The sequence below is a fragment of the Companilactobacillus bobalius genome (genome assembly GCF_002179915.1).
Taxonomy (GTDB): Bacteria; Bacillota; Bacilli; order Lactobacillales; family Lactobacillaceae; genus Companilactobacillus; species Companilactobacillus bobalius.
The window spans coordinates 1-22341 of sequence record NZ_MYFM01000012.1 but is presented as its reverse complement, the minus strand read 5'-3'; the positions used below and the strand labels follow the sequence as shown (position 1 = coordinate 22341).

The 22341-nt window shown below is 35.6% G+C and carries 27 protein-coding genes and 2 tRNA genes; all 29 read right to left on the bottom strand.

The window, feature by feature from the left end; genetic code table 11:
* Positions 1–322 (bottom strand): hypothetical protein (locus tag LKACC16343_RS13670; RefSeq protein ID WP_179207693.1); only part of this gene is annotated, 322 nt, incomplete at its 3' end.
* Positions 322–1101: a BppU family phage baseplate upper protein gene (locus LKACC16343_RS13665; protein ID WP_056950690.1), complete on the bottom strand. Its 780-nt coding sequence runs from the start codon at positions 1099–1101 to the stop codon at positions 322–324. The genes LKACC16343_RS13670 and LKACC16343_RS13665, both read right to left, overlap by 1 nt.
* 15 nt (positions 1102–1116) lie before the next feature.
* The gene (locus LKACC16343_RS13660; RefSeq protein WP_056950693.1) at positions 1117–1677 is read right to left on the bottom strand and encodes an LXG domain-containing protein; all 561 of its coding nucleotides are present in this window, start codon (positions 1675–1677) and stop codon (positions 1117–1119) included.
* 89 nt (positions 1678–1766) lie between these two features.
* On the bottom strand, positions 1767–2174 hold the full coding sequence (locus LKACC16343_RS13655) for a hypothetical protein (protein ID WP_056950696.1): 408 nt from the start codon (positions 2172–2174) through the stop codon (positions 1767–1769).
* Positions 2174–4369 (bottom strand): prophage endopeptidase tail family protein, encoded by a 2196-nt coding sequence (locus LKACC16343_RS13650; RefSeq protein WP_056950699.1) that lies wholly within the window; start codon positions 4367–4369, stop codon positions 2174–2176. Before LKACC16343_RS13650 ends, LKACC16343_RS13655 begins: the two co-directional genes overlap by 1 nt.
* Positions 4366–5223 carry a phage tail domain-containing protein gene (locus tag LKACC16343_RS13645; protein WP_056950702.1) on the bottom strand — a complete coding sequence of 286 codons (858 nt, stop codon included), beginning with the start codon at positions 5221–5223 and terminating at the stop codon, positions 4366–4368. The genes LKACC16343_RS13650 and LKACC16343_RS13645 overlap by 4 nt, the downstream gene beginning before the upstream one ends.
* Positions 5216–10258, bottom strand: a complete 5043-nt coding sequence (locus LKACC16343_RS13640; RefSeq protein WP_056950704.1) for a phage tail tape measure protein — start codon at positions 10256–10258, stop codon at positions 5216–5218. The genes LKACC16343_RS13645 and LKACC16343_RS13640 overlap by 8 nt, the downstream gene beginning before the upstream one ends.
* 6 nt (positions 10259–10264) lie before the next feature.
* Complete coding sequence (locus LKACC16343_RS14430; RefSeq protein WP_156314048.1) at positions 10265–10441, bottom strand: hypothetical protein; 177 nt, start codon at positions 10439–10441, stop codon at positions 10265–10267.
* Positions 10442–10488: 47 nt separating this feature from the next.
* Positions 10489–10902, bottom strand: a complete 414-nt coding sequence (locus LKACC16343_RS13635; protein WP_056950707.1) for a phage tail tube assembly chaperone — start codon at positions 10900–10902, stop codon at positions 10489–10491.
* 17 nt (positions 10903–10919) lie between these two features.
* Positions 10920–11561, bottom strand: coding sequence for a major tail protein (locus tag LKACC16343_RS13630; RefSeq protein WP_056950710.1), 642 nt, complete (start codon positions 11559–11561; stop codon positions 10920–10922).
* Positions 11562–11927: a DUF806 family protein gene (locus LKACC16343_RS13625; protein WP_056950713.1), complete on the bottom strand. Its 366-nt coding sequence runs from the start codon at positions 11925–11927 to the stop codon at positions 11562–11564.
* A gap of 1 nt (position 11928) precedes the next feature.
* The gene (locus LKACC16343_RS13620) at positions 11929–12363 is read right to left on the bottom strand and encodes an HK97 gp10 family phage protein (RefSeq protein ID WP_056950714.1); all 435 of its coding nucleotides are present in this window, start codon (positions 12361–12363) and stop codon (positions 11929–11931) included.
* Entirely contained in the window at positions 12350–12703 is a 354-nt protein-coding gene (locus LKACC16343_RS13615) for a phage head completion protein (RefSeq protein ID WP_056950718.1), read from the bottom strand. The genes LKACC16343_RS13620 and LKACC16343_RS13615 overlap by 14 nt, the downstream gene beginning before the upstream one ends.
* On the bottom strand, positions 12681–13034 hold the full coding sequence (locus tag LKACC16343_RS13610) for a head-tail connector protein (protein ID WP_056950721.1): 354 nt from the start codon (positions 13032–13034) through the stop codon (positions 12681–12683). The genes LKACC16343_RS13615 and LKACC16343_RS13610 overlap by 23 nt, the downstream gene beginning before the upstream one ends.
* A gap of 2 nt (positions 13035–13036) precedes the next feature.
* Complete coding sequence (locus LKACC16343_RS13605; protein ID WP_056950723.1) at positions 13037–14275, bottom strand: phage major capsid protein; 1239 nt, start codon at positions 14273–14275, stop codon at positions 13037–13039.
* Positions 14244–14870 carry an HK97 family phage prohead protease gene (locus tag LKACC16343_RS13600; protein ID WP_056950726.1) on the bottom strand — a complete coding sequence of 209 codons (627 nt, stop codon included), beginning with the start codon at positions 14868–14870 and terminating at the stop codon, positions 14244–14246. Before LKACC16343_RS13600 ends, LKACC16343_RS13605 begins: the two co-directional genes overlap by 32 nt.
* Positions 14833–16038, bottom strand: coding sequence for a phage portal protein (locus LKACC16343_RS13595; RefSeq protein ID WP_056950729.1), 1206 nt, complete (start codon positions 16036–16038; stop codon positions 14833–14835). The genes LKACC16343_RS13600 and LKACC16343_RS13595 overlap by 38 nt, the downstream gene beginning before the upstream one ends.
* Before the next feature lie 235 nt (positions 16039–16273).
* Positions 16274–18148, bottom strand: a complete 1875-nt coding sequence (locus tag LKACC16343_RS13585) for a terminase large subunit (protein WP_056950735.1) — start codon at positions 18146–18148, stop codon at positions 16274–16276.
* Positions 18149–18640, bottom strand: a complete 492-nt coding sequence (locus LKACC16343_RS13580) for a phage terminase small subunit P27 family (protein WP_056950738.1) — start codon at positions 18638–18640, stop codon at positions 18149–18151.
* A gap of 96 nt (positions 18641–18736) precedes the next feature.
* Positions 18737–19204, bottom strand: coding sequence for an HNH endonuclease (locus tag LKACC16343_RS13575; RefSeq protein ID WP_056950741.1), 468 nt, complete (start codon positions 19202–19204; stop codon positions 18737–18739).
* 31 nt (positions 19205–19235) lie between these two features.
* Positions 19236–19613, bottom strand: coding sequence for a hypothetical protein (locus tag LKACC16343_RS13570; RefSeq protein ID WP_056950744.1), 378 nt, complete (start codon positions 19611–19613; stop codon positions 19236–19238).
* A gap of 14 nt (positions 19614–19627) precedes the next feature.
* Positions 19628–19837: a hypothetical protein gene (locus LKACC16343_RS13565; protein ID WP_056950747.1), complete on the bottom strand. Its 210-nt coding sequence runs from the start codon at positions 19835–19837 to the stop codon at positions 19628–19630.
* 150 nt (positions 19838–19987) lie between these two features.
* Positions 19988–20054, bottom strand: a tRNA-OTHER gene (locus LKACC16343_RS14425).
* 78 nt (positions 20055–20132) lie between these two features.
* Positions 20133–20203, bottom strand: a tRNA-OTHER gene (locus LKACC16343_RS13560).
* A gap of 214 nt (positions 20204–20417) precedes the next feature.
* On the bottom strand, positions 20418–21143 hold the full coding sequence (locus LKACC16343_RS13555; RefSeq protein ID WP_056950750.1) for an endonuclease domain-containing protein: 726 nt from the start codon (positions 21141–21143) through the stop codon (positions 20418–20420).
* Between the two features lie 88 nt (positions 21144–21231).
* Complete coding sequence (locus LKACC16343_RS13550; RefSeq protein WP_082604470.1) at positions 21232–21681, bottom strand: hypothetical protein; 450 nt, start codon at positions 21679–21681, stop codon at positions 21232–21234.
* A 66-nt stretch (positions 21682–21747) separates the two neighbouring features.
* Positions 21748–22002: a hypothetical protein gene (locus LKACC16343_RS13545; protein WP_056950752.1), complete on the bottom strand. Its 255-nt coding sequence runs from the start codon at positions 22000–22002 to the stop codon at positions 21748–21750.
* A complete protein-coding gene (locus LKACC16343_RS14650) occupies positions 21995–22123 on the bottom strand; it encodes a hypothetical protein (RefSeq protein WP_256970570.1) in 129 nt (42 codons plus the stop codon). Before LKACC16343_RS14650 ends, LKACC16343_RS13545 begins: the two co-directional genes overlap by 8 nt.
* 2 nt (positions 22124–22125) lie before the next feature.
* On the bottom strand, positions 22126–22341 hold a 216-nt coding region (locus LKACC16343_RS13540; RefSeq protein WP_087721305.1), incomplete at its 5' end, for a hypothetical protein.

Genomic DNA, 22341 nt, shown 5'->3' with positions numbered 1-22341 from the left:
TTGTTGACGGACCCGATAGCAAAATACTTCCAACTGCTGAACCACTAAACAGATTTAAAGTGGATGGCAATTGTGATACTTGGCTTGAAGAAGTTCCACCACCAGTAGTTCCTCCAGTAGTAGTTCCTCCAGCGTTACCGCCTGTACTGCCACCAGTATTGTTTGATGAGGAGCCAAACCATTTTGATTCTAAAGAAATATAGTTAGTACCTAAATCTGTTTTTGCAGTGTGAGCTACGTCTCCTTTGTCATCAATTATTTTAATTCCAACAGGCATCATGTTACTGCGATTTCTTGCCTCATTATCAATTACATTTACCATTAATCTGCCCCCAATTCTGATTCTATATATTGCCAATGCTTTTCAATATCAGGATCAACTTGACCAATAGCGAAATCACTATTTAAAGCTGTTTGAATAGCTTTAGTAAAATCGTTGTTCTTGATAGCTTCTTCAATAACGGACATACGGTTGTTGTAGTCAGATAACTTGGCCAAAACAATATCATCTAAATTTTGAATATTATTCATAATCAAATCTGTATATGACTTTTGAAGCTGTCCTAACTCGTATAAAGCTCTTTCACCCTCACCCCAATATTCTTTATGAGGGAGTTCATCAGGATAATAATTACTATCTTCTAAAATTCGCACATTGAAAAATAAAGTTTTAACAACATTTAAATTCTTATCTCTAAATTTGAAATAGGCGTTTCGATAATCTCCTGCATGAATAGTTGCCTCTTTTGGTAATGAGAAACTGATCAAACCTGAAGTTGGATCTTTGGAATCGAAATTATTATCAGTTGTAATTGGAATACCTGCTGAATCTGTTCCAACGAAATCTCCATGCCAGCCTGTTAGATCTAATTTATTACCGTAATTCAGCATCTGAACATCAACAGTAGCCAAACCACCTTCGCCTTGCTTAGCCAAAAGAATTGGCATAACCCGTTTTGTGATCTGTCGCATATAAACACTTTGAGGACTGTTCATATTGTTTTCGTCAGATGAATCTAATCTGTCTAAATAAAATGCTTCTTCTTTACCAATATCAAAAATCATAATTTGAGGAATTGGTAAATCTGTTGTTACATCCATATTTTTACTTCCTTTCTAAAATACTCCTGGCTTTTTAATTCCGTTAGAAGTAGAATTTTCATTTTTTAAATGATCTATTTGTGACTGCAAGACACGTACTTTGTCGTCAATTTCATCTTTTTTATAATATTGATCAGAAAACTTACTTAAAAATTCCGCCGTTTTAGCAGAAATAATTGTTTCAACAAACCCTTTAAAGTCGCTTAACATATCTTTAAGCTTTGCAAAAAAGTTTCTTTGATCAGTTTCATATTCATACAATGAATTGATAGATTTCTGAATCTGATCATTATTGCTATTTAAGCTATCTTTAAAATTGCTATCAATTACACCATTCCATTTATCTAAATCAACATCATGCCAATAATTAGGTAAGTCAGGAACTGGTGGGAATACCGTTTCATCAGTTACAGCTTTAAAGTTATATACTTCTGAATCAGTAGTGCCATCAGAATTTTGCTTTGAAATAATTACTTTTTCACCATTGTCAAAACTTAAAACTGCTGTCTTTCCATCTTTAGACTGCATACTCAAGCCTGGAAACTCTGATTTAACTACTCCGTCTGGTAAGTACAATTAATCACGCCCCCTGTCATCAATTATTTTAATTCCAACAGGCATTTTATTAGCGCGTCCCCTTGCTGTATTATCAATCACGTTTACCATTAATTTGCCTCCAATTCTGATTCTATATATTGCCAATGCTTTTCAATATCAGGATCAACTTGACCAATATTAAAATCACTTTCTTTTAATTCAGACATTTCACCGTCTGTAAATTCGTAATATTCGTTAGTTGTAATAATTTCTACAATCCCATTTTTTGAATCTATAAATGTTGCCCGTAGGTATCCTTTTGGGATATTTGCGGGTTTATTTAATGTATTTTCATCAAAATAAAAAGGACCCGAAGTATCAATTAACTCCATGTCCTTAACGTATTTCGCATAAGTATTATTTTGATTCATTAAATCTTTAATATGATTGTCTAAGTCAATCACGGCTAAATAATGTGTCTGTGGATAATAAAACTCTTTAGTAATTGGATCAGCAATTCTACGTATATCTTCCACTATACCTCGCCTACTTTCTGTGTAATGAATGGACTTGCAATAATTCCATTTGAGATTGAAGTAGCTCCATTGTATCTAGCGTTAGCTAAAGAACTTTGAACTGATAACTCATAGTCTGATAGTGTTTGGGACGTATTATTTAATGTAACCTCATAAGTATTTGCATAACTTAGCGGATTGTATTTAATACTAACGACCGTGACCCAAGTAGTAAAATTCTCTGGTTCTATATCACAATAAACCATATCTCCAATATTGAAAGTATCATCTCCAGAATAAGTCATTGTGATATCCACAGTTGGCTCTGTCTTCATTTGAGATAGTGCATATTTTCTCATTTCTTCAGGGTCTTCAATATCGTTGTTCGTAACGGCTGGGCCAGGACGTTCACCCCACTCTTGAATAGATTTTTCATCTCTAATTATAAAAGGATGAAAGTAATCAGTAGAATGGTCATCTTCTGCATTATCATCATCTGACTTCTTAACTTCCGTTGGTTCAACATCTGTATCACCAGTAAATACGAAATTATCGGCACATACCCACTCATTAGTTGCTACACGATACCATGTCTTACCGTTAGCTCCATCAGTAATCTCACCGTCTATTTTCCATTGTGTTCCGTTAGCAAGCTTTCTACCCACTTCATGCTGCGGAGTCCAAGGTGAATCATAAACGATTGATTCAGTAGGCGTTACTTCTGATGGACTTACATCGGTTTTTGCTTTGAAATCTAATTGATCCTGCATTACCCATTGATTGGTTCCGACTTGATACCATGATTTGCCTTGAGCACCATCGGAAACAGATGAACTAATTACCCATTGAGTTCCTGGTGCTAGTGTTCCACCCGTTTTGTTTTGAGGTGTAAACGGTGAATCATAGACATAAACGATTGATGCACCATCATTACTAGAATCAGCTTCAGGTGCCTTAACAGTACCCTGTCCACTTACAGGATTTATAGTATGATCCTCTGGTTTCACGCTTCCATCTTTATCAAAATTGATGTATTGAGAATCAACCCACTGATTAGTAGCTACTTCGTAATATGTAATATCATTAACAACTTTTTTGTTATGAATTGCCCATGTTGACCCATTGACCAAGTGATTAACTATTGAATCAGGTTTCAATGGATCACTTAACACAGGTGCACCACCTGAAACCATTGTATTGACTGTACCAATAGCATTTCCTACTGGTAGAACTTTGCCACTAGAAGTATCTTCCTTTAGTGAGTCTGTGGAAGTCTTAATTGTTCCTTGTCCGGTCACTTGAGTAATAATGTGATTTTCTGGTTGAACATCGCCGTTCTTATCAAATACAATGTACTTTTCGTTAACCCAACCATTGGTTGATACACGGTACCATGTTTCACCATTAGCTACTACCTTAGAATCCATTACCCATTTAGTTCCGTTAGGCAAGTTCTGGACTGCATTAGTAGGCTTATTAGGATCATCCACAACAGGAGCACCATTAGTTTCCATCGTATTGATAGTCCCAATAGCTGTACCAATAGGAGAGGTAACTGGTGCGTTAGCTTTGCCGTAAACCCTAGCAATATTTTGAATTTCTGTGGTATCAATGTTAGCTGTGAATGTAGGCGTGTTGTTAATGTATCTAAATGACTTATTAACCTTATGCTGCCAATCATTCATAGGAATTAAAGTAATATTTTTGTTATCAGCTACAACAACTAAATTAAATTTTTCAATACAATCATTTACACATTCAAGCCCTGATTTTTCACCGTAGTCTGTGAATGTTAATTTATCAGTTGTACCAGAAACTTTCCAAGTAAACCCATGATTACCGAGTTCGTTTTGATCAAAAACGAAGCTCATCAAATCGTTGGCTGAAAGTTTTTTAGTACCTTTGATCTTATCGTATTGATAAACATATTGGCAATCAAACCAGATATGTGTGGCTGAAACAGTTCGTTTGAAGTCATACCCCTCATCGTCCTTTTCGGCCTGCTTGATACGATATCTTTGACCATCAAATACAATATAATTTTCATTTTGCAATAATTGATAGCCTATAGAATTATCGTTAATCGCTGTGAAATCAATTTGATTGGTCTTATTCATTTCTTCTGAATTGCTCAATGATCCTCTATCAATGCAAGTAAGAGTTTCATCATACTTGTCTTCTCTATCCTGAACTCTATATTTTTTAAAATTAATCATAGATATATAAAAGGAAAATCAAATGTGACAGTGCCACTAAAGCCTGCCAAGCTGAAATCATTCCAACCTTTCTTTAAATTGATGTGACCGTGATTAGTTTCTATTTCGCAAGAATCACCATTAAGCAGTGGGTGCACACCTTTTAAAACTAGAGAATCATTTGAAAAAATATTTGAGTTCATAGAGAAAACATCTTGGGTGGTTATATTAGTCAAGCTAGGACTACCAGAACCCTTAAAAATAATATTTAATTCATGATTCTGTTCATACGGTTGGATATCAAAATCGCTGGGATTAAATATTTTAAAGGTTCCTTGAGAGTGAGTGTAATTCAAATCAGTTGTTGAAAGGTTTAAATTATTAGAAATTAAATCTTCCTTACTTGGATCAATTGGAAAGTCCGTTGATCTAGCCACTGAATACATATAAGCACTAGGAATATCGAACTCTACTGAAAAAGTTTTATCGTAAAATCCAACATCTGTATATGAAAATGGCTTAGGTATTCCATAAAAGCAACGGCCAATATCATAGCTTTGACGAACTCTCACTAAACCTCTATTGAAGAACTTATTATAAAATTCATGGAATCGACTTTCTAAATCAATTCCATCATCAACTCTCAATAAAAAGTCGGCTTTTGCTGTGCGTGAGGTATACAATACAGGGCCAGTTTGGACTTGTCCATCTACACCTGCATTAGTCTTTAGATTAGGAGCCGTCTGTGGTGAACCTACTATAAGTCTAGTAAATATCAAATCATGATAATTACTAATTTCAAATTCATTTTGTCCATCGGATTTAATTAGTAATGAGTTCTGTCTGTAATGTCCATCTGATAATCTTTTAGGCAAACGCTGTACCTCCCTTTCCTTGGAACTTAGTCATTTTTCGATTAGATAAGCCAATTTTATCTAAAGCATTTGAAATATCATTTAATGATATGCCACCATTTGAAACATCAGAAGCCATTGAACCATCAGCAATTTTACTCAATAATTTAACCATGACTTGTGTCATCATCAATTGTTGTTGTTGGTTGCTTTCAACTCTGGCCGTATCAACTGATGTAGTTACATTATTATCATCAGGACCGCCAATTGTATCTTTAGCTTTTTGAAGAATTTGAATTGCTCTCATCTTATTATTAAGTGGAATCATAACTTCCGGACCAGCATCGCCACCGATGATACTTGTAGGTTTAGTAATAAATCCACCGTCGTACATAAACCTTGGACCACTTGGACCTGATGCTTGCCCACGCCATTCACCGAATTTCCCATTGTAGCCCATGCCCATATCCGTACGCCATGTTGAATCGTTGAATAACGCAATCAACTGATCTAATGGATTGTGGATATTAGTATGTCCTGGCATAGCGTAGTTTAAAAAGGTTGGTAGGATATATTGGAGAATACCAGTTGAGGGGTGACCTGCTTTAGCATTGTCATCCCAATTATTAGTAACGTTAGGATCACCACCTGATTCATTAGCGATGATTCTTTCAATCATATCCACATTGAAATCGGTTATTTGCTGGTGCATATAAGCAGCAGCGGCTTTAATCATTGGACCATATGCTTTAACTGGTCTAGCACCACCAGCTCCACTAAAGTCCATATCTGCTAATGTTTTCTTAAATGGCTCTGCAATAGCCTTCAGGAAACCATTTGAAATAGCATTTCCAAAACGACTAATAAACTCATTTCCATTAAAATTAGCCTTTTCAAAGTAAGGTTTCTTTAAAAATGGAACTGGGTCTTTTTTTAGTTCATCCAAATGTTCAAATACATAATCGGTCATGTCTTCGGACGTTTTATTTGTATCACCTTTACCAGTTGCATGGTGTGGAAGGTTAGCTACCATTCCCATAAATTGCTCTGATAAATGATGTGGAAGGATTGCCGTGTCAGCTCCTAAATAGCGAACTTCTTCGCCTTTTAAGCCAACTGGATAAATTCCATTAGCTTTGTCATAAGCAAGCTCATATCCTTGCTCACCAACAACAGCTAAATTACCACCAGGAGTACCAGCAGTACCAACAGCATATTTTGCTAAATTCAGTGATTTACCACCGAAATCAGTAATGACTGAATTAACCCCGCCAATACCTTTGTTAACTTCTGAAATGACCTTACTTAATGATTTACTTGCAAGACCAGGTAACGAATTAAAAGCGGTCTTAAAAGAACTTGTAACAGATTTTAACCACGAACTCCATTTATTTAAATAGTCGCTAGAAAAACTAGTCTCTTTCTTAGAAATCGAGTTCATTTTAGAGCTGTAATTACTTACAACTTTGGCTAATGCGTCTTTTTCTTCAGAACCTGTATTAGCCCACACATCTTTCCAAGACTTATCAAAGTTGATCTTGAATGATTTTAAGGCATCCACAACATTATCCGTATCAGTCTTGAAATCTTTATCAAAGGTAACATTAGAGGTTGCCTTATTGGCCTCAGTTATCTGCGATTTTAGAATTTTACCGATATTCTGATTATTTAAAGTCTTAGTTAAGTTTTGAATATCTTTATCCAAATTGGCAAATGGATCAGATTTACTATACGTCTTAGTAAATTTATTAAGCTCTTGAAAAGCTTTTTGAACATCTCTAATTGGTTTAGCGAATTTAGTCCACGTCTTGGTATTATCCTTAATAGAACTAGCCACAGTCTTTAGTTCACTGGCAAGCTTATGTTTCTTTAAATCTTTTGCCATGGAATCTAATTTATCTGTAATATTACTATCTTTAAGGGTTTTCTTTAACTTCTTTAAATCACTATTCAACTCAGAAAATGGATCTTTCTTCATAAATTTAGTGGAAGATGAAAGCTTCTTAAATGCACCAGCTACATTATTAACTGGTTTTACCATATTTTTCCATTCTTTAGACTTACCCTGAATTGACTTATCAATTTTAGATAGTTCCTTAGAAGGACTGTTATTTTTAAGGTTTAACTTAAGGCTTTTAATAGCTTTTTCGTAATCTTTGATAGCTGGCACCATATCTTTAACATTCTTAATATCTGTTTTAGATACATGTGTCGTTGCTACATCTTTGATTGCTTTAGCAGTGGAAGTCGTCTTTGGCTTTTTCTTATCATTCTCAATACGCTTAAGCTGTTGTTCGTATCTCTTAATATCTTTATCATTTTGATCCAAAGCATCTTTACTAACGGATGAATGAAACCAATTATATTCTCGCTTATTTGCCTTATATTGATCCTGAGCTTCTTTCAGACGCTTCTTAATATCTGATTTGGAGCCCTTAGGGGATGTATTTCCATGATCAAGATAGTTGCTAATACCTGGTCCAACATTTTTACCAATTAAATCTCCGAGTTGTGCCCCTAAGACTGCTGCTTCTGGTCCCAAAAGAATTCCTGCAATACCTGCACCTAAAGCTGAACCAATACCTCCACCGATATTTTTAGCTTTATCAGTAGGATTTTTAGCTTTAATGGCACCAATAACATCAAATCCGACTTGTACTACACTCATACCGATGGAAATTTTTCCCATCATCGAACCACCAAGCGCATTTAATCTACTACTAATTGAACTGCTTTCAGCTTTTGATTCAATGCCCTTAGCTAAATTCTCACCTGATTGTTCGCCAATTTCACTAGCAGCATTTTGAATTCCTGAGTTCTTAAGTTTCTTACTTAATCCACCGAAAGCATCCGCAACATCGTTGATTTTAACTGCAAAATTAGCTACTTTATCCGCTACCCAAATGCCAGCTAATAGACCACCAATAGTTTTTAGAGCCTGTTCATGCTTAGCAATGCCACTTACAAATTCGTTTAAAACTTTTAGTGGATCTTCGGCCTTTTTGCCATTGGTATGAACTAGTCCAAATGCCTTACCGATACCCTTAATAATTCCATAAAACGTATCCCAAGCACCAACGGCTATATCTTTAACAATTGTTCCTAACGAACCTGTAATACCTTTTAGATCATTGGAATGTTTGCCTAAGTAAGTAAAGAAATCAGCTACTTTATCAGTTAGATTTCCAACCCATTTGCCAACACCTTTTACAGCATTTCCAAACTCTTTAGTACCTGCTGCTTTAGCTAACTTGTCACCAATTTCTGTAATGGCTGGCAATGCAGCACTCGAAATTGTCATGGTAATAGCATTGACAGATTGCTTTAATCTATCTAATGCAACTTTACCTGTTTCACTATTCTTTTTAGCTAGTTTACCAACATAGTCATTCTTTGCGGAATCAGCAACCTTTTGGTTCAATTCGCCTAACTGTTTAGCATTATCAGCCAAGATTAAACCAGCTTGTTGACCTGTTGTACCAAATAAATTATGGAAAATATCGGTTTGCTTGTTCTTACCCATGCCTTGCATCTTGTCATGCAATAAACCGAATATGTCAGTCATGGACTTCATATTACCTTTATTATCGGTAAAATCTTTGGTACTTAATCCTAATTCTTGAAGTGCAGAAGCACCTGTCTTAGTTGGCGAAATCAAACTATTAATTACTTTTCGTAAACCAGTACCTGCTTTGTCTGCCTCAAGTCCATTGTTTGATAAGATACCCATCGCACTCGAAGTTTCACTTAAACTGAATCCGGCTTGATGAGCAGTAGAACCAACATACGACATACCAACACCCAAGTCACTAAATCCTGTGGCTGTCATATCGGCTGCATACGCTAAATCATTAACAACTTTTTTAGTATTCTTGATCATTCCTGATGTAGATGTTGTTTTCATACCGAATGCTTCAAGCGTTTGTGATGATACTTTTACAACGTCCTTGAAATCATCACCAGAAGCTACAGAAGCCTGTAATTCAGACTTCATAGCACCCAATGCTTGTTTGGTGTCATATCCACGCTTGATTAAGTCTTCGTAGCCATCTGCAATTTCTTGTTGAGATTTACCATACTTTAAAGCGTATTTTTGACCGTCTTCTTGCATTCTAGATACGTTCTTAGTAGCTTCCGCTACCTTTTCGCCACCCGTTTCAGCCAGGTTAGTAATCTGTTTGTAGCTATTTTCAAGTTCAACAGATTTTTTAGCACCACTAACGAACATAGCAGTAACTGCTGCACCCGCTATACCTGCTGTCATAGCCATATTCTTCATATGACTTATACTATTTTTAATACTGCTATTCATATTGCCAATAGCAGTTTTAGAAGTAGCAGCCGCTTGCCTAATACCAGTGAAATGTGTACCCATTCCACCTAACTCACTGCCTAACTCACGATAGCGGGTACGACTTTTAGCAATTTCAGTACCAAGTTCATTAACACGTTTAGTCTGTGTAGCATATTCCTTAGATGTTTCACCAGATTCTTTTTTAACACGTTCTAGCTCGCTTGATTCCTTTGAATACAGAGAGTTTAGCTCTTGAATACGTGCTTTCAGTGCCGTTCTTTCGGTCGCCGATGCCTTAATTTCTTTACCTTCAGCTTTGTAACGCTCAACAAGTGATTGAGAAATGTTCTTAGCATTTTCCATTGCTTGTTTTTGGTCTTTAATACCAGTCGTATACAAGTTCAAAGTAGATTTAGCACGTTCTTGTTGCATAACCATGTTATTTAATTGACGTGTAGCCGTATTGACCTGATTAGTATATTGACTAAACTTTTGACTACCTTCTGTAGTAGTTCTATCGAGGTTACTCATTTCAGACTTTAATCGGTTAAGATAATTAGTCTGTCCTTCAATAGCTCGCCCTAATCCTTCGGCCTTTGCTTGATACGCTGATTGATAATCACCATTTGCTCGTTGGACTTGCTCATTAATTTTCCACTCAGATGTTAATGCTTTGACTTGATTTCTTAGAGACTGGAGGGAGCCTTCAGCTTGAATTGAATCAATATGGATACCTGTATTCAGTTCCATATCTTTTGCCATTTATATTTATCCTCCTTTCTCTAAAATTGAGGAAACACCACCCGTTTTAATAAAGTCGGTCAAACTCATAGGACCAACAGAATTATTAGGGTTATTAGATTCACGTTTATCGTCTAAAATTTCTGCAAGTACAAAAAATGGCTGAGACTCAACTGTTTCTAAGTCCCAACCTGTTTCTTGCATAATTTGTTTTTCGTAATTTAAGAAATCTTGATAGACGGTAAAAGGATCTACTTGCTCCTCTTGTGTGGCTTTTTTGGGTCAATATCCTCATCATCCGAAGTAACACCGTGAGCGATTCGGCCTGCCAAAGCACCTGTTTCTGATGTAGTCATGTCGTCAAGCATTGATACTTGCTTAGGAGTCAATTTCAAAATTTCCTTAATAAAATTAACTGGAACATTTTGTAAATCTAATGCAGCTTTAGAAGCTGTATCGAAACTGTTCATAATTTGCTCAGCAACTTCACGTTCCCCCAAATCTTTAGTTTCAATGTTGTCTGCTTCATCAGCTACAGCCATCATGTTTTTGTTCTTATTACTTAAGTTTGTGTAATATGCGTAAGAAAGTCTCAAATTTTTGTTACTTTTCTTGACCGTAAAGCGACGGCCGAACGCATTGATGTATACGAATTCTTTAGACATTGATTAATCTTTCCCTTCTATTTTCCTGTTGAAGCGGCTGGTGTGCTTGGAACATTTGGAGCAGGAGTAGCACCATTTGTTGTTAGTGGCATACCAAAAATCTTTGTTTCCCACTTGCCTGCATCGTAATTCTTTCCATCCTCCAAGGCTTCAAAGTATGCGAATCCATCAGAATCACGATCAGTAGCACTGAATGTAAGTTGTTCTTGATCATAAACGGTTGTATTTGTGTTTGTCTTTGGAGCAACGGTAGTAAGATGGAATCTTCCTTTAACTAAAGCTAAATGAGCGCCAATGCTTTCGTCTGTTGCGTCATGTGAAATCATTTCAAAAACACAATATGGTGATTCTGTTTTTTTACCAATACCTGAAATGCCACCGTCAAAAGTTGTCATTCCCAAAATCTTTTGTCTGACTTCTTGTGGAATTGCGTTAGCAAGAAATGCTACTGAAATAGCACCATGACCTTTAGAACCTGCTTTCCATTCTTGATCAGACCCATAAACAGGTGTGATAGTTGGTGATAAATTTGAAATTGTCGCACTAACTACTGAACCTCCTTCTTTGGGTTCAATTGTAAAAATATTGTCCTTGTCAATTGTTTCAGTATTATCGGTATAGATACCGATACGTGCTGATTCAAAACCTGATAATGCCATTTAAATGACCTCCGTTTTTTCGTATTTCATGGTTCTAGTCAAAAAGCCCGTATCTGGATCAACGTTCGGATATGAGTCGTATTGATAGAACCAATTTTTTTCTAATTCTTGATTAATGATTGATTCTGTAATATCTGGGCTAGTATCTCCACGATAAAAAATTTGTATTTCTATCCGGCTATCTTTAGTGGTAGAAACATCACTAGCTCGACCTGAGTAGATACTGTTAATCTCAGATATAAGAACCGCTGTTTCGTCAACTTCCGTGAAATCCTGGGGAATGTTTTGGATAAAAATGTTGGACGGGTTAATTTTTAACTCATCCAATCTTTTTAATAAAATATTTTTAACATCTTTTGAAATCATGCTAGTCTCCTAACATTTCTTTATATTTTCTAGCCTCTGCTGCTAAAACTAAAGCCTTCGTTTCATTTATAGTTCGTTCTTGAAAGTGCAATCCCGATATATATTTAGTGGTGTGCTCACTGGCACCTTTACCACCATGACCCATGTAGCCGTCATTAAGAATTCTAGCTACATAGCCAAAATGACCAGGAGTGTTCTTGAAGCCTACATAAGTAGCGCCATCAGTGCCCTTGTATTTAAGACTGATGTCATCTGCTAATTTGATATTTGATCTACGTGTGTGTGGACCCTTATGTAAACTACTGTTCAAATTATTTTTAAGACTCTCTTTATAAACTTCTGCTCCTGCTTTAGTCATAGCTTTCTTTTGACTAGGAGTTAAAGATAAATTAGATAGTTCCCTTTCTAATTTTTCAAGCCCCTCAAGAAATTCCAATTTTATCTATTTTCTTTAGAGTGATTAAATCAAAAGAACGTGGTGAATCGTCAAAGTCGGGGGAACTACCAACTAATTGATACAACTGGTCCTTAAAACGCGCGTATTTAACGCCTTTTAAACCATCTGACTGATGTCTAATGATTAACACTAAGTCAAAAGTATTTGGTGAACCTAAAAGAGTAATCTGCTGTATCATCGACATCGTATATATTCCACACCAAAGACTTTTAATTTCTTTAAAATCGGGTCTATTAGTCCCCTGTGGTGTTTCTACGAATCCTGCTTTGCCTAAACTAACTCGATACTTCAATCTACTAGGATTGATGTTCTGAACCATCGGCCTCACGTCTTTCTTTTTCTTTTAAATACTTGCCTCGTAATTGAGCAATAATTGAATTACCAGTCATATCAACTGTATTGATACGTCCGGTCATACCAGATGATCTAAAAGTATAATACGAGCTTGCCAAAGCGATTACAGCAATCTCATAAGACTGTTTAACAGAATCAAGCTCATAAAATCCTTCCATAAGACCGTCATCATTACCAATTGCACCTTTAACATAACTTTCAGCAGCGATTAAATTGCGATTCAAAATCATATCGTCTTCTTCGTCAGGATCAAGTCTTAAACTTAATTTCAAGTCGCTTAATAGTGAATCATCCATGATTACTTACCAGCTGCAGTCGTAGTACCAACATTAGAAGTATCAGCAGCAGTAGCAGTTTTATTATCAACTGTTAAGAAGTAACCAGCGTTTTCATCAGCCTTAACGATGTCATAACGAGTACCAACTTGAAGGTATTGACCGTAGACAGTATCATCAACCCATCTAGCAGTAATTTGTGCACGATCGGCATAGAAAACGGCACGATTCAAATCGCCAATAAACGCATGAGCATCGCCCTTAGCACCAAATAGATCATCATCAATTTTAAATACTGGAATACCGAAAATAGATGTACCAGAAGCAGACTTAACATCAGTTTGTAGTAGGTAACGACCGTTTCCGTCTTTTAAAGTGTCTAGCCATTGATAGAATGAACCTGTTGCAACAATTGAGCGATTATATGCTTGATCCAAGTCAACGTTATTAATATGTTTAATATCATCAAGTGTCTTAACAGTTAGTGGTTTAAATGATTCAAAGATTGCTGCAATATCGGCATTAGTTGTATTAATCTTTTGTTCGTTAGCATCGTTTACTAAGAATGGAATCAAATCTACGGCTGAATCATCGATACTTTCTTGTGAAACTGGTTCTGCACCACGTCTTGTTTCAACCTTGTAACTAATTTCTGTGAAGCTTGGTTTTGCTAGTTCAGGGTTCTTTTCCAATTCAGCAACTGTGTTCAATTTAGCAGTAGCCTTCTTACGGATTGGATATGAACCAGTAGCAGTAGTGACAGACTTATGATTTACAAATCTACCTAAATCTACAACAGTTTTAACTTCATCTTGTGGAATATAAGAAATCGATGTAGGAATTGTTGGATTAACATCAGCAGATTTAATACCATCTAGTGCATCACGTGTTAATTCTGTTGGAATAATTAAATCTTTATCCTTGCCTTCTGTAAATTGAAGTTTATCTGAACGAACAGTACCGCCAGAATGTAGATAATCATTGATTGCTGAACGCATTTCCTTCAATGGATTTTTATCTTCATTAACCTTAGTGCGCTTGTCGCCTTGTTGTGGAAACTTCTTTGAGCGATCTTCTTTGTCGTCATCTTTTAATTCACCCAATTCATCGGATAAATCATTAAGACTTTGAGTTTGTTTGAAACTTCTAGTAAGTTCCTTAAGTTCATTGACCTTTTTGTCCTTATCTTCTTGTGAATTATCCTTAGAACGAATAAATTCTTGAGCTTCTTTAATTTGTTTTTGAAGTTCTTCTTTTGTCATATAATTCTGTCTCCATTCTTAAAAGCTCCAATTCGTTATTTAAATTGGAGTCTTCTTTCTTATTTTTTTTGCTCTCAAATTCTGAAAGAGAACGTTTAGAAACTGATGTTTCTTTGTATGCGGGCATTGGTGTAATTGATAACTCGAATAAGTCGCCAATCTGCGTGATACGACGTGTAGCGGTATCTTTATCCAAGTTAGACCAATCATCACCATCAATAGTGAAACCAAAGCTACATCCCTTTAAATTGCCATTTCTAACATTCTCGGAAACATCATTTCCAAGCGTCGTTTTAGGAATTTGAGCATTAAAAAACAGCCCTCTGTCATCTACTGAAAGTGACAAAGTGCTGCTATCTGCTCTTGCTAAAATGTTATCCATATTGTGATTGTAAAGTAGCTGTACGTTGCTCATATCCACATTGTCTAATGCTGAACGATCAACGTACTCAATGAATCCGCCTAAGTTTTCACTTGGCTGGTCAAAAACAATTGCATACCCTGACAACGTATTAAAATTATCATCTTCTGAGCGTTTTTCAATCTTGAAATTACTGTTATTGATCGCCCGTTGTTCCACTGTTTTCTTTGTCATCTGTATTATCACCTCCTTTCAGTTTAGATACTCCCGATTGAAACGGAACATCACCAGAAACGATGTCTTCTTTAGTCAACAAATCAGAGTTACTACGAATTAAAATCTTTTGAGCAGTCTTATAACCAATAACTCTATCAGCAACAAGCCCTCTAACACGTTTTTCAACTTGTTGCCCGTCAATATCAGAAATATCATTAATATCGTAGTCAATCTCACCATTTAATTTCTGCTTAAATTCTGAAACAACTCCACGAATATAACGACCAATTGTTTGAGCATATTGGATAGCCACCATTTCAATATTTGAATGTTCCGATTCACTACCTAAATAATCTTGAGGAACTCCATATACCTTAGCTATCTGCTCACTGGTCCAATCTGTGGAAGAAAGTAATTTAGAAATATCACGATTTACTTCAAGTGCTTGATAATCCTCCAAGTCATCTAAAACAACGATATGACCATTCTCGGCCTGCTGCTCGAAAGCTCTACGAACACTATCTTTTGTTTCACCTTCAAGCAATCCACCTTTATTGATCTTTAAAAGACCAGTAATGTTTAGCCCATTCTTCATCGCTCCTAACGCCAAGCCTTTATTAGCGTCTTGAAGTTGCATTTCTTTAGATAACGCTCGTAATGGTGAAATACCAATCAAACCACCATCTAGCGAAACACTTTTTAAATGAATAATTTGATTAGCAGGAACTGAATTCAAGTCTTGCTCTTCTGTGTCAGGAAAATTAATGTCATAGGTTAGCTGAGTCCCATCTGCCGATTTATAAATATCGACTTGTGATGGTTTCAAATATTCTAAGTGATCACTTCTACCTGATTTATCGCCCCAAATTAATGCATAGGCGTTACCAGATAACAGCATTTGAGCGTACATTGATCGCCAAAAAGAAAAACTATTAGTTAATTGACTAGGATTAGTTAAAACCTTGTTTGTGTATTGATTATTAGTTTTAAAATGTACGCTAGCCATGTCTTCCGCCAATTTATTTACAACTGCGAATACATCAGAATTTTTTAAAGCATCCCTAGCAGATACAAAATCAGAATTAAAAACAATCTTGTTATCTTTAATCGAATAAGTTAATCCTGTATATCCACTGCCTAAAGATGTATAAGGCTCCTTAGATGGTCTTAATGATCTAAATATCATTTATTCACCTCCTTTCTATAGTAGGCGGTTACTTAGTAGGCTTATTCAAAATTAATGAAACAATTATTAAAGTAGCACTCAAAACATAGTTACCAATCATCGTTCCAAAGTGGTATGTATTTATATCAACAATTAAAATTGCCAATAAAAAAAGCACTGTATCTAAATTAATTAGAAGCCAGCGCTTAAAAATATTAAGTTTTGCTATTAGATTTTTAACCATTGGTTTCCTTTCTTAAAAACTAAATTTACCTGAATTCAAATATTTCTTAATATCGTCATCAGAATATCTAGAGAGTGGATCGTCACGATCTCTCATGTCATTGAAGTAATACATTGCTTGATACATCGCATCAATTAAAGCATCAACCACATCAATCTTTAATGACTGTTTGGACTTTCCAATCTCCATACCTGCCCTATTCTCACCAACTTCAGCATTCATTAACGCTTTCTTCATAATTTCATCGTCTTCATGAGAAATATTTCTGTGGAAGAAACTATCCTGAATATATTTAATTGATTCAGTCAAAATGTAAGATGTTTGTTTGATAGCCATAATGTTCCAATCAGTCTTATCGTTAAGTGCTTGAGTGAAGTTATTAGTTCTTAAAGCATCATAGCCAAAGAATAAAACGTTCAGGTTGTTTTCTTCTACAAAAGTCATAAGCCACGTGTAGACTTGATCTAAATTAATCAGTCCACGCTCATTGTTTGTAATCGTACAATAGCCTAATTCAGCAAACTTACGATACTCAATACCATCTGACTTTTCCTTTGCTGAAATGGAACCCATTAACTTCCACGGAATGAATGAATGCTGCATGATGTGGTAACGTTCCATTCCGTTTTCTTTATAAGGAAATATAAATGTTAACGAAGTGTTATCGGATGTAAGACTGGCATCAAAGCCGATATATACGTCTCTACCTTTAATATCAAAATCAGTAGTAGAAGTAGTAGCTTCCCAGTCGTCTAAATCAATATAGGAATTGGTTTTGTAATCTAACCATAGATTTAAATTTTTGTTAGCAAATCTAAACTCTTCACCCGACAAGCGCTTATCATCAAGTTCTTGCTTCAAACCTGACATCAAATTATCATGTTCGCTTGGCAGTAATAGCAAAGGATTACTTTTAGCCCAAGTTTCAGGTTCATTCATTTCATCTTCACTATCTTGAGACCAAATCAAAACTAATTTACGGTCGCCCTCTTCATGTTCGTCACGTTCCATAATTTTAATGATGGAATCTTCTTCCTGCTTAAAAGGAACTGTAGAATCGGGATAAGCAGTAGAAATTTGAGTGAACTGCGAATTAGGAACTTTAACTTGACCAGATGTAATTTTACTAGTAACAACAGAATGATTAGTTTCTCCAGCTTCATCATAAACGGCAAACAAAAAGTGGTAAGAATCAAACTTACCACTCTCTGCTGATAGCTGTAATAACCTATTATTAGTTTTGCGCTGGATCACTTTATTATATTGAACGTCTAAATCAGTTTGTTTCTTTAATTCATTAAATACAACATTCTTATCAATGATTTTATTCATCATCGTTGAAATATAACCATAGATCTTTCTTGCCTGATCAGTGATGTTTGAAGTAACCATGAGATCTTGATTATCCAGTCCCATAGTTTCAATTAAATATGAATAGCAAGCAATGATAGACATTAAATAAGTCTTACCTTGTCCACGAGCAACAGAAATAATAACTGAACCGTAACGTTTATTTCCTGTTTTGATTTCTCGCCAGCCGAACATTAAGCAAAGTATAAAATTTTGCCAATCCATTAAAGGAACTGGCTCTCCTGTATCAACGTTGGGACAAATGTCCGCAAAGTTTAAAACTTGTTGACACTTTTCAACATCATAATAATAAGGATAGTTATAAGTTGAATCTTCAACGCATTGAAGGTCTCTCAACTGTCTATACGCTGCAAGTTTCATATTGTACCCAGAAATAACTTCCAAATCTAGGACCTTAAAAGCATATTTTGTTCCTTCGTCTTTATACTTTTCTTTAATATCACTGAAGTCTCTTGACCGGTATTCTTTCAAAAGTTCAAGTGACCGTTGACTACGCTTTATTTTTGATAAGTCCATCTACTGGCCCCCAAACTTCTTCAATTCTTTTTGAATGTCAATGCTGTTAGAATCATTTCCATTAACTCCTATACGTTGAGAGTAAGAGTTAAAATCAATTCCCAAAGTCATACCTAAACTTCTTAAAGCCTTCGAACAATTGTCAACAATACCAACGGCTGGGTTCTTTTTGAGATTTCCATTCTCATCCATGTAAACTTGACCATGCTCTGAAATACTATTGACTGCATCTAAGTACATAGCATACTGTGTGCAGAATAATTCGAGATTAGTTTGATCTAGAACACTAACCAATCCGACTGATTCTAATTTTGGAACTAATGTCTTCCACAATTTCTTAGCTTCTGGCATTAAGTAGTTTGGCGCTCTTTTAGGAAGCTTCTTAAGCCCTTTTCTAGCTTGTTTAACGGCTGTTTGACGTGCCTTTTGTTCTGGGTGTTTAGGGTCTACAACAGCTAAATTAGGCTTTCTACCTGCGTTTCTTGGGTTCAACTTCTCACCTCCTACGTTAAAAGTTTAATTTTCGGACTTTTTTTAAAGCTCATGCCCACTATGCGAGCTGTCTCCCTAGAGACAGTAGGCGGGGGTCTATTTTGAAAAGTTCGGCAATTCTGAAATGTCTTTTAATAAAATATCTTTTTGTATTTTTTGATTATTATTTTTGTATCCTGTGTGATAGAACTTATGTTCCCAATCTGTCTTACGGCTATGACATCCACGACAGATTACTGCAAGGTTGGAAGTGTCACGAATAAGTTCAGGTGCAACTTGTCCTGGTACGATATGGTCAACTGTATTGGCTGGTCTCACAATTCCAAAACGATAACAGTATTGGCAAACGTAGTTGTCACGCTCAAGTACAGACAATCGGATGTGCTTCCATTCTCTTGAATGATAGAAGCCGTCACGTTGCTTGCGTTCATCATTAGCAGCACGAGCAGTAGCATTGTACTCTTGCTGATGTCTCTTAATGTGTGAGCGTTGCTTCGCTATGCGATATTCATATGCTGATAGGTCTGCTGTGTGTTCATTACAGAATGGACTGTTACCACTCACTAAGTTATGACAGCCACTATGCTTACATCTTCTAACGAAGGTCATTATGAATACTGTTTTCTCTGGTAATAGAACGATCATGTTTTATCTTCTCAAGCACCTCAAAGTCTCCCTTAGTAAGATACGCATTAAAATTGTTGGGAACATAATGAAGTATTCCTTGTGGTTTAACCTTTGGTGTAGTCACATATTCTTTACTGTTATATTTATCCCAGCCTTGATGTAACATGCTTTGGTAGTTAATATCATCATCGGACCAGTAATAAAGACTCATAGTATTAGTACCAGAAGGGTTAGAGTTAGCACCCTCAGTCACGTAATGATAATCAAAGTTATATATTCCCTCAATACGTTTACCTAAGTCGTCATATATAATTGGTGCTTCATTAGGATGTATGATTACTTTCATATTTATGCCTCCCGTTACAACTTAAACTTATAACCTAAATAATCTGAAATTTTATTTAGACTCTTTTCTTTAACTGAATAAGTATTTCCATCAATATTCACGTAATAAAGTTTCCTATACTTTTTATATCCTTTAGTAATTGACGAAATAAGATTAGGGTTAATGTAAGCATCGTCTGAAACCAATGAACCTTTTTCAAAATAATAATATTTAATCTTTAACATATTGTTTCCTCCAAAATAAAAAGCCGATAGGAATTAACCTACCAGCTAGTGGCGTGCAAGCACACGATCAGTTTTAATATAGTGTGAGTGGGAGTGGGAATCGAACCCACAAGCGCATTAACTAGTATACGTTTCACCATGTCACACCTTATAGTCAGGCATGGAATCGAACCACACACCACCGTTTTTACAGCGTTACCCTTTGCACCACTGACTACCGTTGTTGTTTTACAAATTAAAAAAAAGAATTAAAAGCTCTTTCTTTTAAATTTTATGATTGCTTTCCGACAATCAAAGCTTCGAGTAGGGTTTGAACCTACAGTCTTTTGGTTACAACCAAACGCTCTACCGTTGAGCTACCGAAACATAAGACTGGGATTAACCAGCCAAATTATACCCGAAAGGAGGATTTTAATATGGAAGCTGCCATTTCCATAATGTAAGAAATAGGTATCGAACCTAACATCAATTTGAGCAACGATATAATTTGTTGGTATCGTTTTGTATTGTTTGGTCTCTACTGATTCGCCCATGCGTTCTCACAGAATGCAGAGGGTTTCCACACCACTCTGTAATATTTTTAATGTAGCTGTTGGTTCTTTTCATCAGTTAATAAACCTTTATAGGAATCGGTGGTTTTATCAACTTCTTTTAGAATTTCTAATTGCATATCTCTATTGGTCCTACTCCAATTAGTTGGTAAGAACCCACCATTTTTTCTTCGAGTTTCTTGCCTTTTCTTATAAAGCATTTTTATTGCAGGAACCAACTTCTGTATGTCTTTTTCCATCATATTGGTAGGAATCCTAATAACCTCCCAGCCAGTATCTTCTTTGTTTAATTCATTCATAATCGCTATTTCTCTTGCTGAATCTTTAACAATCTGGAACTTATGCAGTCCACCGTCAATTTCCAATGCTACTTTTAATTCTGGCAATAAAAAATCAACTTTATAATTTAATATTGGATATTGAACCTTTGTATGTATTCTTTTTCTTATAAGCTCCATTGCCGCCATCATTTCTTGCGATGATTGAAATTTTTTATAATCACTCATTGCCTTGTCGTAAACAATTTGCGCTTCTTCGAAATACATATTAATGTTATATTTCTTTTTAATGCTTCTGAGTGCCTTGTTCCAAAAAATTTCCATCCGATTTCGATTGTATTCATCGTAAAGATCATTCTCATATTCCTTACATGGTTCTAAACATTTTCGATGCACCAAAAATCCGTGATAGTCAGTGCCTTCGGATAAAGCGTTTTTGACTTCTTTTTTACAATACCAACAATAATTCGTGCTCATGATTTATATCCACCTTTGGATTTCATAGCTTTGCTATAATACTATTCTATTTTTTTTTTGATGGTAAATAGTGCCATATTCGTGCCAATTATGGTTCATAAATATCTAACTCACTAGCTAGTCTTCTTAAAAAAGCTCCTTTCATTCTTTTAATAGTGCGAATTGAACAATTTACCACATGATTTAATGATAATCCTTCAGTAGTATATTTTGGATATCTTCTAAAATACAGCTCTTTAATAATTATTTGTGTATCAGTATCAGATTCAAAAAAACATTTTTCAATTGCTGATTTTTCACGTTCAAGACTTTTGAGACGACGATCAGCGTCAATCGTAATCATCATTTGTTCTTGTGGTTTAGAAATCTTAGATGACTTACCGCCACCTACATTTTCATCAATCTCACGATGTGGAATCATTAACTCCTGTTTGCGGTTCTTAATGTAAGTTTCTAAGTCTGGATAATCTCTTAAGACTGCCTCTACTCTAATGCGAATATCAGGTCTAATCTTTATGTCTGATCTAATAGTGTTCACTCTCCCCTACTCATATGTTAAATCTTTAATTTCAATTTGAAGTACCTATCGTCCCAAATTAAATCATCACTTGACCTCCACATAAGTCTTCTTAAAAATGTCATCCTGAATTATCCAATGCTCTCCATCTATTCCGGTAGCAATCCAATTACCTATATAGAGGAACTCTCCACCTTCTAAGGTTGGTAAAATGAAATGGCAATTTGCACTTCTAATGAGATATTTTTCGCCTGTTTTAATGTCATATCTATTAACCATTTCATTAGAACCGTCAAATTGTTCGGCCTTGATGGTTGCTACTTTTCTGTATGTTTTAATCATCCAAATCCTCCGCTAAATCATAAATTTGATTTAACAACTCATTAGGTACCTCTCCAACATTGCTATAACCCAGTATTTCTACCGCCAGTTGTAAGGCCCATCCTGAAATACTATCATCCATTTTTAATCTTCCTCCGCAATCATAAGAATATATTTAGCTAGTCTAACGGCTTCATTTTTAGTTATCTTCACTGGCTCATTAGTAACGCCGAAGCCGTGAACTAAAGAGAACTCTAGCCGTTCCTTACTAGAAATATGTAGTCTCACAAGATTGCCAACTTTCATATTTCCAAATCCACGATCAATCCAATCCTTCATCATCTTCAACCTCATTCGCAT

Bases quoted from the DNA above. Each gene is read 5' to 3' on its own strand.
- LKACC16343_RS13625 (WP_056950713.1), bottom strand. From the start codon at position 11,927: ATGATTTCAAAAGATGTTAAAAATATTTTATTAAAAAGATTGGATGAG.
- LKACC16343_RS13595 (WP_056950729.1), bottom strand. From the start codon at position 16,038: ATGATATTTAGATCATTAAGACCATCTAAGGAGCCTTATACATCTTTA.
- LKACC16343_RS14650 (WP_256970570.1), bottom strand. From the start codon at position 22,123: ATGGATGATAGTATTTCAGGATGGGCCTTACAACTGGCGGTAGAAATA.
- LKACC16343_RS13585 (WP_056950735.1), bottom strand. From the start codon at position 18,148: ATGGACTTATCAAAAATAAAGCGTAGTCAACGGTCACTTGAACTTTTG.
- LKACC16343_RS13605 (WP_056950723.1), bottom strand. From the start codon at position 14,275: ATGACAAAAGAAGAACTTCAAAAACAAATTAAAGAAGCTCAAGAATTT.
- LKACC16343_RS13545 (WP_056950752.1), bottom strand. From the start codon at position 22,002: ATGATTAAAACATACAGAAAAGTAGCAACCATCAAGGCCGAACAATTT.
- LKACC16343_RS13610 (WP_056950721.1), bottom strand. From the start codon at position 13,034: ATGGATGATTCACTATTAAGCGACTTGAAATTAAGTTTAAGACTTGAT.
- LKACC16343_RS13665 (WP_056950690.1), bottom strand. From the start codon at position 1,101: ATGGATGTAACAACAGATTTACCAATTCCTCAAATTATGATTTTTGAT.
- LKACC16343_RS13650 (WP_056950699.1), bottom strand. From the start codon at position 4,369: ATGATTAATTTTAAAAAATATAGAGTTCAGGATAGAGAAGACAAGTAT.
- LKACC16343_RS13615 (WP_056950718.1), bottom strand. From the start codon at position 12,703: ATGGTTCAGAACATCAATCCTAGTAGATTGAAGTATCGAGTTAGTTTA.
- LKACC16343_RS13555 (WP_056950750.1), bottom strand. From the start codon at position 21,143: ATGAGCACGAATTATTGTTGGTATTGTAAAAAAGAAGTCAAAAACGCT.
- LKACC16343_RS13600 (WP_056950726.1), bottom strand. From the start codon at position 14,870: ATGACAAAGAAAACAGTGGAACAACGGGCGATCAATAACAGTAATTTC.
- LKACC16343_RS13640 (WP_056950704.1), bottom strand. From the start codon at position 10,258: ATGGCAAAAGATATGGAACTGAATACAGGTATCCATATTGATTCAATT.
- LKACC16343_RS13570 (WP_056950744.1), bottom strand. From the start codon at position 19,613: ATGAAAGTAATCATACATCCTAATGAAGCACCAATTATATATGACGAC.
- LKACC16343_RS13635 (WP_056950707.1), bottom strand. From the start codon at position 10,902: ATGTCTAAAGAATTCGTATACATCAATGCGTTCGGCCGTCGCTTTACG.
- LKACC16343_RS14430 (WP_156314048.1), bottom strand. From the start codon at position 10,441: ATGCAAGAAACAGGTTGGGACTTAGAAACAGTTGAGTCTCAGCCATTT.
- LKACC16343_RS13565 (WP_056950747.1), bottom strand. From the start codon at position 19,837: ATGTTAAAGATTAAATATTATTATTTTGAAAAAGGTTCATTGGTTTCA.
- LKACC16343_RS13630 (WP_056950710.1), bottom strand. From the start codon at position 11,561: ATGGCATTATCAGGTTTTGAATCAGCACGTATCGGTATCTATACCGAT.